Source organism: Pseudarthrobacter sp. PvP004, assembly GCF_017876035.1.
Lineage (GTDB): Bacteria > Actinomycetota > Actinomycetes > Actinomycetales > Micrococcaceae > Arthrobacter > Arthrobacter aurescens_A.
In genome coordinates this window covers 4,129,203-4,139,567 of the sequence record NZ_JAGINL010000001.1, presented here as the reverse complement: position 1 = coordinate 4,139,567, position 10,365 = coordinate 4,129,203, and the positions used below count along the sequence as shown (strand labels likewise).

12 protein-coding genes are annotated in these 10,365 nt (G+C 62.6%); 6 read left to right on the top strand and 6 right to left on the bottom strand.

Going from position 1 to position 10,365, the window contains the following annotated elements; translation table 11 throughout:
• Window positions 1-41: 41 nt before the first annotated feature.
• The gene (locus J3A64_RS18820) at window positions 42-1,334 is read right to left on the bottom strand and encodes an extracellular solute-binding protein (RefSeq protein WP_011776684.1); all 1,293 of its coding nucleotides are present in this window, start codon (window positions 1,332-1,334) and stop codon (window positions 42-44) included.
• Window positions 1,335-1,614: 280 nt separating this feature from the next.
• Between J3A64_RS18820 and J3A64_RS18815 the strand changes: the two genes are divergently transcribed.
• Genes J3A64_RS18815 through J3A64_RS18805 form a run of 3 tightly spaced genes read left to right on the top strand, consistent with a single transcriptional unit; the run spans window position 1,615 to window position 4,710 of the window.
• Window positions 1,615-1,980, top strand: a complete 366-nt coding sequence (locus tag J3A64_RS18815; RefSeq protein WP_014923270.1) for a metal-sensitive transcriptional regulator — start codon at window positions 1,615-1,617, stop codon at window positions 1,978-1,980.
• A 49-nt stretch (window positions 1,981-2,029) separates the two neighbouring features.
• Window positions 2,030-2,263, top strand: coding sequence for a heavy-metal-associated domain-containing protein (locus tag J3A64_RS18810; RefSeq protein WP_286176398.1), 234 nt, complete (start codon window positions 2,030-2,032; stop codon window positions 2,261-2,263).
• Between the two features lie 8 nt (window positions 2,264-2,271).
• Complete coding sequence (locus J3A64_RS18805) at window positions 2,272-4,710, top strand: cation-translocating P-type ATPase (protein WP_210065335.1); 2,439 nt, start codon at window positions 2,272-2,274, stop codon at window positions 4,708-4,710.
• Between the two features lie 77 nt (window positions 4,711-4,787).
• Here J3A64_RS18805 and J3A64_RS18800 read toward each other — a convergent pair whose 3' ends face one another.
• Window positions 4,788-5,060 (bottom strand): DUF2277 domain-containing protein, encoded by a 273-nt coding sequence (locus J3A64_RS18800; RefSeq protein WP_011776687.1) that lies wholly within the window; start codon window positions 5,058-5,060, stop codon window positions 4,788-4,790.
• 158 nt (window positions 5,061-5,218) lie between these two features.
• On the opposite strand from J3A64_RS18800, the gene J3A64_RS18795 reads away from it, so the two are divergent.
• Window positions 5,219-5,482, top strand: a complete 264-nt coding sequence (locus J3A64_RS18795) for a WXG100 family type VII secretion target (protein WP_011776688.1) — start codon at window positions 5,219-5,221, stop codon at window positions 5,480-5,482.
• 160 nt (window positions 5,483-5,642) lie between these two features.
• Here J3A64_RS18795 and J3A64_RS18790 read toward each other — a convergent pair whose 3' ends face one another.
• On the bottom strand, window positions 5,643-6,683 hold the full coding sequence (locus J3A64_RS18790; protein ID WP_014923274.1) for a DMT family transporter: 1,041 nt from the start codon (window positions 6,681-6,683) through the stop codon (window positions 5,643-5,645).
• 71 nt (window positions 6,684-6,754) lie between these two features.
• Here J3A64_RS18790 and J3A64_RS18785 point away from each other — a divergent pair, with 71 nt between their 5' ends.
• Window positions 6,755-7,303, top strand: coding sequence for a CGNR zinc finger domain-containing protein (locus J3A64_RS18785; protein ID WP_011776690.1), 549 nt, complete (start codon window positions 6,755-6,757; stop codon window positions 7,301-7,303).
• Window positions 7,304-7,399: 96 nt separating this feature from the next.
• Here J3A64_RS18785 and J3A64_RS18780 read toward each other — a convergent pair whose 3' ends face one another.
• From J3A64_RS18780 to J3A64_RS18770, 3 genes are all read right to left on the bottom strand, one after another.
• The gene (locus J3A64_RS18780) at window positions 7,400-7,744 is read right to left on the bottom strand and encodes a hypothetical protein (RefSeq protein WP_014923275.1); all 345 of its coding nucleotides are present in this window, start codon (window positions 7,742-7,744) and stop codon (window positions 7,400-7,402) included.
• Window positions 7,745-7,812: 68 nt separating this feature from the next.
• Window positions 7,813-8,397 carry a DUF308 domain-containing protein gene (locus J3A64_RS18775; RefSeq protein WP_210065333.1) on the bottom strand — a complete coding sequence of 195 codons (585 nt, stop codon included), beginning with the start codon at window positions 8,395-8,397 and terminating at the stop codon, window positions 7,813-7,815.
• A 9-nt stretch (window positions 8,398-8,406) separates the two neighbouring features.
• Window positions 8,407-9,747: an MATE family efflux transporter gene (locus J3A64_RS18770; RefSeq protein ID WP_210065331.1), complete on the bottom strand. Its 1,341-nt coding sequence runs from the start codon at window positions 9,745-9,747 to the stop codon at window positions 8,407-8,409.
• 41 nt (window positions 9,748-9,788) lie between these two features.
• Between J3A64_RS18770 and J3A64_RS18765 the strand changes: the two genes are divergently transcribed.
• The gene (locus J3A64_RS18765; protein ID WP_014923278.1) at window positions 9,789-10,364 is read left to right on the top strand and encodes an antibiotic biosynthesis monooxygenase; all 576 of its coding nucleotides are present in this window, start codon (window positions 9,789-9,791) and stop codon (window positions 10,362-10,364) included.
• Window position 10,365 lies beyond the last annotated feature (1 nt).

Sequence of the window (10,365 nt, the reverse complement as noted above, 5' to 3'; positions counted from 1 at the left end):
TGCGCCTTTGGTTGTTGGACTTTGTGATGGGCCGCAGCGCATTACTTGGACCCGAATGCCGTGTTCATTGCCGTTGCGGCCTCAGTGGTTGCGGCGTTGACGTCAGCCTTGCCCGTGACCACCTTCTGGTACATGCCGGTGAAGACACCCTGGGCATCGATGGTGGACCAGCTCTCAGTTACCGGGACAAACTTGGTTCCGGCGGCCAGGGTGTTGATGAACGGTTCAACCTGCTTGTTGTTCTCCGCAACGGACTTCTGGACATCGCTGAACGTGGGGAGGTTGCCCATGGAATCGAACATCTTCTGCTGATACTTCTTGCTGGCCAGGAGCTTCACGAAGTCAGCTGCCAAGGTGCGGCGTTCGCTGCTGTTGAAGACACCCAGATTGTTGCCGCCGGCGAAGGCCGGCGCGATGGAGCCTGCAGTCTTCCCTGGAACCGGAACCACTGCGAACTTGTCCTTAATGGCGCTGGCCGCAACTGCCTTGTAGTTGAAGTCGCCGCCAATGGTCATGGCCGACTTGCCTGCAATGAACTGCTGGACGCTGGCGTTGCCGCCGAACTCCGCGCAGGTCTGGGCCGGGCAGATGTCGTCCTTGAGGAGGCGAGAGTAGGCTGCGACGCCTTCGCGGGACTCAGCGGAGTCCAGGCCGGCAACGAACGTATCGCCTTCCTTCGTAGCGATCTCGCCGCCGTTGGCCCACAGATACGGCATGGCAGAGAACTGCGCCGCGCCGCCGACGGAGATGCCTAGCAGCTCCGGGTTTGCTGCGCGAACGGCGCGGGCAACGGTTTCTATCTCATCCAAGGTCTTGGGTACCTCAAGACCGAGCTGCTGCAGGAGATCAGTGCGGTAGTAGAGGGCACGAACGCCGACGAACCATGGCACACCGTAGTTCTTGCCATCGATCTCGGTGGTGTCCAGGATCTTCTGGTCCAGGTCCTTCGCCTCATCCCAGGACGTGATGTCCTCGGTGACGTCGGCCAAGCCGCCGGACGCAACGTAGCTGGCGAGGTCGGTGTTGCCGAACTCGGCCACGTCCGGGGCGCTGGAAGGATCGTTGAACGCGGCCTTGAAGCGTTCGGCGCGGCTGTCTACTGGAATGTACTGGACGTCGATCTTGGCACCACTGTGTGCCGCTTCGAATTCAGTAACGGCTTCCTTGACCACTGCGGACTTGGGATCCTGGTTGACCTCGGAGAAGAGCCAAACGCGGACAGTGCCCGTCTGCTCGTCCGAGCTGGAGGCTGCATTGTTTGACGTGGGCGGAGCGCAAGCGGTCAATGCGAGCGCTGCGATGGCTATTGCCGCGGCGGAGCGTGCGAGTTTCAAGTGTCCTCCATGGAGAAATGTTGGGTTCCGCGGGATTTCCCCCTCCGCGGCTATGAGACCAAACACTATGAACGCGCAGGTGTGGGCGGAAGCACATTTACCAAAAGGTTTGCATTGCAAAACAAGAATCCACTTTTAAGGTGTTTTGGTCTATACCTAGGTCGCGTTTTGGTCTAGTCCTTTGGCTTCCTGCGACTCGACGGGTGCGCAGCTGAGCTTCGGGCGATATACCCCCAGGGGGTACTTGACGTGATACCCCCTATGGGTATAGCTTCGAGTTATGAGCACGCCAGACCTGAGCATGAGCCATCCGGATGCACCCATCATCGAGGTGGATCTGGAGCACGCCGCACCCCACGGGTACACCAGCAACAAGGACGCGTACCTCAAACGCTTGAAGCGGATTGAGGGGCAGGTCCGAGGTATTGCGCGCATGGTGGAGGACGACAAATACTGCATCGACATCCTCACCCAAGTAGCAGCCGCAACCAAGGCACTCCATGCGGTCAGCCTGGGGCTCGTTGAAGAGCACATCGGCCACTGTGTGGTGGGTGCAGCCTCCGAGCCCAATCCCGAAGCCCGCGCCGAACAGATCGACGCCAAAGTGAAGGAGGCCACCGATGCCATCGGGCGCCTGCTGCGGTAACTCCGCCACCAACCACCACACCATTCAACTCATCACCAAGGAGCACGCCATGAGCCAGACCATCCAGACCAACGTCAACGTTTCGGGTATGACCTGCGGCCACTGTGTCTCCAGCGTCAGCGAAGAAATCGAATCGCTCAGCGGCGTCGAAAACGTGGCAGTGGATCTCAACCCCGGTGGCCTGTCCACTGTGACCATCACCTCAACCAAGGAGCTCTCGCCGTCTGAAATTGGCGAGGCCGTGGCAGAAGCCGGCTACCTGATGGTAGCCAACGAAGCTTAGGAGTCCTCTTGAGTAGCCAGGAGACTTTCAACCAACCCGCACACAGGGTCATCGAGCTGGACATCGAGGGCATGACCTGCGCCTCGTGTGTCAATCGAGTGGAACGAAAACTGGGAAAACTCGAGGGTGTAGAGGCCAGCGTCAACCTGCCCCTCGAATCAGCCCACGTCACAGTCCCAGCATCAGTGACGGATCAGCAGATCGTGGACACCGTCAATGCCACCGGCTACAAAGCCACCGTCCGCCAAGCCCCGGCGGCCCACGGACACACCTCCACCAAACAAACCCACGAACGTGGCGCCGCTGTAACGATGCCACGCGGCGAAGCCGGCGGCGTGCGGCAGCATGCGTCTAAGGGAGGCACCACCGAGCATGCAGAGCACGGCGCCGACTTCGCCGCCCAAGCCAACCACGGCGAGCACGGCGAGCACGGCGAGCACGCTACACACGAAGACCACATGGCTCACGGCCCAGCAGCCTCTACACTGCGCCCCCGCCTGATCGTCGCGGCCCTCCTGACCATCCCCGTGTTCGCAATCTCCATGATCCCCGCGTTGCAGTTCGCCAACTGGGGATGGGTTGTAGGTGCGCTTGCCCTACCAGTGGTGAGCTGGGCGGCCTGGCCCTTCCACCGGGCAGCGGCCATCAACGCACGGCACTTCGCTTCCACCATGGACACGCTCGTTTCCATTGGCGTCATCGCCGCCTACCTCTATTCGGCGTGGCAACTCTTTGTGGATCCCCGGATGACCGAACACCCCGGCATGGAAAACATGTCCGGTGGTGGCCTCTACTTTGAGGTCGCTGCGGTGGTCACAACGTTCCTGCTTCTGGGTCGCTACCTTGAAGCCAACGCCAAGGCCAAAGCGGGCAATGCCCTCAAGGCACTGCTGAATCTGGGCGCCAAGGATGCAACCATCCTGGTGGATGGCGTCGAGCAGAAGATTCCCGCGGATCAGCTCCTCGTGGACGACGTCATCGTTGTCCGCCCGGGCGAAAAGATCGCTACCGACGGCGTGGTCACGGACGGTGCATCCGCCGTCGACGCCTCACTTGTCACGGGCGAATCGGTGCCGGTGGAGGTTGGACCGGGCAGCTTGGTGACGGGCGCTACCATCAACACTTCCGGCCGGCTGCTGGTCCGGGCCACCCGCGTGGGCTCCGACACTACGCTCGCCCAGATGGGGCGTCTGGTCAGTCAGGCGCAGACGGGCAAGGCGCCCATTGCGCGGCTCGCTGACAGGATCAGCTCTGTCTTCGTCCCGATTGTCCTGGTTATCGCCTTGGCCACGTTCCTTCTGTGGCTGTTCTTCTCGGGCGACCTCAACGCAGCCTTCACCGCCGCCGTCGCCGTCCTGGTCATCGCTTGCCCCTGCGCCCTGGGCCTGGCAACTCCCGTCGGGCTACTGACGGGGACGGGCCGCGGAGCTCAGCTGGGCATCCTCATCAAGGGCCCTCAGGTTCTTGAGGACACTCGCCACGTGGACACCATCCTGCTGGACAAGACAGGCACCGTGACCAGTGGCAAGCTCGCTGTGGACCACACAACGGGCCTCAACGGCTACTCGCCGGCCACCGTCTTGACGTTGGCCGGAGCGGTTGAGTCGGCATCAGAGCATCCGATCGCGCACGCAATTGCGGCCGCGGCGAAGAACGCCATGCGCGACGCCGGCACTCTCCCTGGTGTTGACGGCTTCAGTTCCGCTCCCGGCGGCGGCGTCAGGGGGTCCGTTGCAGTTGACGGGGCCTCCAAGATGGTGGTCGTCGGACGCTCGGGCTGGCTGGAGGAGAACGGCATCCCGCTCGATTCAAGCCAACGGGAAGCCCTCACGGCCGAAGAAAACGGGGGCGCCACTGCTATCTGGGTTGCGGTGGACGGCAAGGCCGCCGGAATCGTGAGCCTGAGCGACACCATCAAACCTGGCTCGGCAGCTGCGATACAGAAGCTCAAGGGAATGGGAATTCGGCCCATCCTGCTGACCGGCGACAATGCTGCAGTTGCCGCCCAGGTGGCTGCCGCCGTCGGGATCTCACCGGACGACGTGTTCGCCGGCGTACTGCCGGAGGGGAAAGTTGAGGCGGTCAGGAAGCTGCAGGCATCCGGTGCGACGGTTGCCATGGCCGGCGACGGCGTGAACGACGCCGCGGCCTTGGCACAGTCTGACCTTGGAATCGCGATGGGATCCGGCACGGATGTGGCGATAGAAGCCTCGGATTTGACGGTGATGGGCAGTGACCTGGGTCAGCTGGTGCAGGCGATTGAGCTGTCCCGCAAGACCCTGTCCACCATCAAGACCAACCTGTTCTGGGCGTTCTTCTACAACGCAATCGGCATCCCGGTGGCAGCACTCGGGTTCCTGAACCCGATGATCGCCGGCGCAGCAATGGCAGCCAGCTCGGTGCTGGTAGTAGCGAACTCGCTGAGGCTGCGCTCGTTCGGTAAGTAAGCCCAACTGACCGGCAGTAGTGGTTGTTCTGACCCTTTAGAACAACCACTACTGCCAGCTACATTTGCGGCCGGGGCTCAAGCAGTCCCGAACCGAACCGCAGCCCGGGCCTTGGCTTTGGCGGCTTCCTCGTCACGATTCTTAGCCGGGCCGTGGCTCACCAAGGAGTCCAGGAGATGCTGCGTAATATGGGCGATCTCGTGGACAGCCTCCGCGAAAGCTTCCTCATTGGCTTTGGAGGGCTTGGTGGATCCGCTGATTTTGCGCACGTATTGCAGGGCAGCGGCCTCCACTTCGGCGCTCGTAGCGTGCGGTTCGAAGTTATGCAGGGTCCTGATATTGCGGCACATAACCCCATGCTAACTATGGGCAGTGCTCCATGGGGAGGGGTGCCCATCGACGGTTTTTGGATTCCCGGGATAGGTTTTAGCTATTGGATCTTCCGGATGAGCCGGAGGCCGCTGGGGATGCCGAAGAGCTCGGGTCCGAAAAAATGAAGGAGAATCTCATGGCTATTTGGGGTGCAGATGTTGATCAGCTTCGTCAGCTCGGTAACAAGCTGAAGGCCGGTGCTGAGAACATCGAGCAGCAGCGTTCACAGCTCAAGGGCGCACTTGACGGCACCGACTGGAAGGGCCCGGACGCTGACAAGTTCCGCGGCGAGTGGGACAGCCAGCACGCTTCCAACCTGAAGAAGGTTGCCGACGCACTTCGCGAAGCCGGCGATCGCGCTCAGAAGAACGCTGAGCAGCAGCAGCAGGCCTCCAACTAAGACAGTTGGAAGAACCCCGGACGCAGCAGCGTCCGGGGTTCTCGCTGTTAAGGGCGCCGAAACCCGGCCTTGTTCGTCCATGTTGCCGTTGTACGGCGAGGAGCTCGAACAACTCCGGGTATCCCGCGGCCCGGTTGCCCGGAAGCCTTGTTTGTGGTGCTTAGTTGTGGGGCGCCTTCGCGGCCCGCCCGGTGGGGACGGGCTCGACGTCGTTCGGGTGATCCAGAACCCGGGTAACTTCCTGAGATGCCCGGTCTGCCTTTCGATCTCCGCGCAGCTCATCGACGCGTACCAGGACCACGCCGCCCACAATGAGCAGGCCGCCCAGCAGCTGAATTGGCCCGGGGAGTTCACCCAAAAGCAGCCAGGCCCAGATCACGGCGAAGAGCACTTCGGTCAGGGATACGAACGACGCCACCTTCGAACCCAGGCTGCGGGCAGCCATGATTCCGGAAACGTACGCCAGCACTGTGGCCAGGATGATAAGCCCGACGGCGGAGACCCACCAGGGAGTGGTCCACGGCCCAAGCGTTGTGTCGGCGGTGCTGAAACTCATGGGAAGCAGTCCCAACAGGCCCACGAGCCATATGACCAGCGCTCCCACAAACAGACCCCCGGAGGCGAGCACCAGTGGAGGCAGAGAGTCGTTCTCCTTCGCGGTAATGAAGAAGTAGATCACCAGGCAGACGGCGGCGGCCATACCCCAAAGAACTCCGATGAAGTCGACCTTCACGGCGCCGGTCAGGTCAAGCACCAGAACCAGGCCGCCCAAGGACAAGAGGGCACCGGCAGCGGTGAGTGCGCGGGGTCGCCGTCGGCTGGCAATCCAGAGCCACAGCACAATCATCACGGGAGCCAGGTACTCCAGCAATAGTGCTACGCCCACGGACAAGCGGGCCACAGCATTAAAGTAGAAAAGCTGGCAGCCGGCCACTCCGATGAGCCCGAACAGCAGGATGGTGAGCCAGTTGTCCTTGAGTTGGTGCCAGCGGCCGCGAAGAACCACGACGGCGGGAATCGCCAGGATCAGTGCGGCACCAGTGAGGCGCACGGCAACCGCGGCGCCGGGTGACCAACCGGTCTCCAGCATCGACTTGGCAAACGAGCCGGACGTGCCGAAAACGGCCGAAGAAAAGAGTGCGATGCCGAGTCCCGATGCCAGGAAACTCTTTGCATCAGCCTTCGTCGTTGGAGCTGACACAGCAGCCTCCTGTCAGGAGTAAAGTGGGCTTATGGTCATGACAGTACTCCCGAAACATGTAAGGAGTCAAAGTGCTTTTTGCGCCTGACACCGAGGTTGCCCTTCGTAGCGTCGTCAATCTCATCAACACTGCCGCCAACGGTGAGGAATCCCTGGCCACGGTGGAGGACCTCGACTCATTCCTGGACGCCGAAGAGTTCACTGGCTCACGGGTAAATACTCCTGCGGAACTGAACAGCATTAAGCGTCTGCGCAGCGAACTGGCTGCACTTTGGAGCGCCGACGAAGACACTGCGGCCAAGTCCGTCAACAAGCTGCTCACCGACGCCAAGGCGCTCCCCCAGCTCGTGAAGCATGATCACTGGGATTGGCATCTCCACGCCACCACGCCGGAAGCGCCCCTGGCAGACCGGATGGGCACTGAAGCTGCCATGGCCATCATCGACGTCATCCGCAGCAAAGAGATGGAGCGCATGCGCGTATGCGCCGCGGACGACTGTGACGCCGTGGTTCTGGACCTCAGCCGCAACCGCTCAAAGCTCTACTGCGACACCGGCAACTGCGCCAACCGCGCCCACGTCGCGGCATATCGGGCAAGAAAGGCCGCCGAGGGCGAGTAATACCGGAGGGCTGCACCAAGCTCAGCACGTCACGCAGAAAATCCGACACCCCACAAAAAAGGCGCTCCCCCACTAAGGTGAGGAAGCGCCGGAAAGTCAGCGGCCGTCGTCGGGCGTTTCAGTCCCGTCATCCGGACCACCAGGACCGCCGTGGCCGGGACGCTTGGAGCTGAGGTTGACGCCGGAACCCTTGCCGAGGTGGTCGGCGTTCTCCTTATGGCTCATGGACAGCATGGCGGCCACAACGAGGCTCACGATGAACGCGATGCCGGCGCCAGTGAAGGCGAGGTCGAAGCGCGGGGCACGTGCGCTTCCGCCGGACGCGAAAATGAGCACGGCAACAAAGGCCAGTACTGCAAAGAACGCGGAGAACATGAGGGGTCCCTTGACCGAGGTCCGCATCTTGCGCGGTTCTCCTGGTGTCTGGTCTGCCACGGTCATTCCTCCAATGATGGCGGTTCGTGTCCGCCGGTCAGTAAAAGTTCTACAACGAGTAGAACGTCCAACTCCTAGTTTACGGCCTCAGGCGAAGCGCCGGGCGCAGCAGCTTGGGCCGGGCCTCCGGCAGCGGTCCGTGCGTCGTGCCGCAGCGTCAGGCCGGACAGGATCCACAGCACACCGGAAATGATGGCCCCGCCACCGGCAACGCCCAAGAGTGCATGCGCGCCCAGCGACGTGAAGAACGGCAGCATCACCGCAGTGCCCACAGCAATAACGCCCGAGATGAGCCAGTCACGCGCCAACGAGTCCCGCTTCCGGAGGCCATGGACGAACTCAAGGAGGCCCAGCACCAGCAATGCAAACATGGCCGAAAGGGCAACCCCGTCGTCAGACTGTGTGATCAACGCGCCGATGCCTCCGAGCGCAACAACCACCGGCACGGCAACGGGCAATGCGCGGGACATCCACACAGCCGCTGCAGTCGCCAGCAGGTACAGCCCCACAGCCCACGCCATGACGTGAACAGATGGCGAAGCCCAAAAGATGGTGACCGCACCGAACAACAGTGCAACCGTCGCGCGGATCAGCACGGGTTTCCAGAGTTCAGCCGCGGAGGCAGAAGGAGACTGGGCAGGAGTCGCTGGGAGAGTCACCCGTCCAGTTTAGTGCGAACCGAGCACCATCCACCGATCGGTCCTCGCGCGCAGCCCCAAAGTCACGCCGCGGGCCAGCATGTAGCCCAGCGCAAACGCCGCCCACAACCAAAGGAGCCCCGCCTCGCCGTCGGGCTTTGTTTGGTGGATGACCACCAGCAACGGCAAGTAGACCACCAAATTTACGACGCCGGCAATCGCCAGGTAGCGTGCGTCGCCGGCGCCTATGAGAACTCCGTCCAGGACGAACACGTAGCCAGCCAGGGGCTGCCCCACGGCGAGGACCCAGAGGGCGACGGTGAGGGCTGACCGGACACCGGCGTCGGAGGTGAAGAGGTATCCGGCCCAGGGTGCCGCAATGGCCAGAAGCACGCCGGTGATCACACCGAACCCTAGTCCCCAGCGGATCATGGTGCGGGTCAGTTCACGCACGCGTTCTGCGTTCCTGGCGCCGAGTTCCTTGCCGATCAGGGCCTGCGCCGCAATGGCCAGCGCATCCAAGGCAAAGGCGAGGAAGGAGAAAATCGTCATGGCCAGCTGGTGTGCCGCAAGGTTCACGGCGCCTTGGGCGGTCACCACGAGGACAGTTGCGAGGATTGCCAGGCGAAGGCTCAGCGTGCGGAGCATGAGCCACGAACCCACCTTGGTCATGGCCCGGACGCCGTGCCAGTCGGGCTTGAGGGACACTCCGTGGTGCCGCGCATTCCGGCCGACCATCACCAAGTAGACGGCGGCCATGGCCCATTGTGCAATGCTCGTGCCAATCGCGGAGCCAGCCACGGACATATTCAACCCATACACGAAGAACACGTTGAGGGCGATGTTGACGGCGAAGCCCGCAGTTGCCACCACCAGCGGCGTCCGGGTGTCCTGCAACCCCCTCAGGACGCCCGTGCCGGCAAAGATAAGGAGCATCGCGGCCAAGCCAGGCATGGACCAGCGAAGGTAATCGACGGCGAATTGCTGCACGTCGCCAGTAGCTCCCATGAACCCAACCAACGGCTCGGCCGCAACGAAACCGGCCACGGCGAGCGCCAGCCCGAGCAGCAGTGCCAGCCAGACGCCGTCGCGCCCTGCTGCCAAAGCCTTCCCCAGCTTGCCGTCGCCGATCGCCCGGGCGACTGCCGGCGTCGTCGAGTATGCCAGGAAGACCATGAGCCCCACGGCGGTGTGCAGGATGGTGGATGCAAGGCCAACACCTGCCAGTTGGTCGACGCCCAGGTGCCCCACGATTGCGGAGTCAGCCAGCAAGAACAGCGGCTCGGCAATGAGCGCGCCGAAGGCAGGGACGGCCAGGCGCAGGATCTCGCGGGCGTTGGAGCGGGGTGTGGTGGTTGTGGTTTGAGGCACTAAACAAGCCTAGTCGGCCGCGGGCCGGGTACATTTGGGCGGTGTCTCACGAGCAACCCGTCACCGTTTCCGTAGCCCGCACCATTCTTCCCGGCTATACCCGGCAGGCCAATGCTTGGGCCCATGCAGGCCAGGAGCTCGCCCGCGAATGGCCTGGATATCTGGGATCCGGCTGGGTGCGCAATGGGGTGGACTCCGCTGAATGGCACATGCTTTACCGCTTCGCGGACGCCGATTCACTGCAGGAGTGGGAGGACTCCGAGGAGCGTCGCTGGTGGATCGATAGCGCCAGGGACATGATGGAGACCACGCGGGTGGAGCGGCACACGGGCATCGAAGGATGGTTTTCGCGGCCCGGGGACGTCTCGGTGGTTGTGCCCGAAACAGTGGTGCCGCCGCGCTGGAAGCAGGCCATCAGCATCTTCCTGCCCTTCTTCCCGCTCAGTCTGCTGGCAAATTTCCTACTGCACCCCCTGACCCAGGACTGGCCACTGGTGTTGTCGGTGCTGCTCAACATCGTCATCCTGACGCCTTTGATGACGTATATCTTCCTGCCGATCACCACCAGGCTCCTCCAGCCGTGGCTCCAAGCAAAGCCGCGCAAGCGGCCTCGGTAGC

Excerpts from the sequence above, each read along its gene's own strand:
- J3A64_RS18795 (WP_011776688.1), top strand. The coding sequence starts at position 5,219 with ATGGCTATTTGGGGTGCAGATGTTGATCAGCTTCGTCAGCTCGGTAAC.
- J3A64_RS18815 (WP_014923270.1), top strand. The coding sequence starts at position 1,615 with ATGAGCACGCCAGACCTGAGCATGAGCCATCCGGATGCACCCATCATC.
- J3A64_RS18810 (WP_286176398.1), top strand. The coding sequence starts at position 2,030 with ATGAGCCAGACCATCCAGACCAACGTCAACGTTTCGGGTATGACCTGC.
- J3A64_RS18800 (WP_011776687.1), bottom strand. The coding sequence starts at position 5,060 with ATGTGCCGCAATATCAGGACCCTGCATAACTTCGAACCGCACGCTACG.
- J3A64_RS18780 (WP_014923275.1), bottom strand. The coding sequence starts at position 7,744 with ATGACCGTGGCAGACCAGACACCAGGAGAACCGCGCAAGATGCGGACC.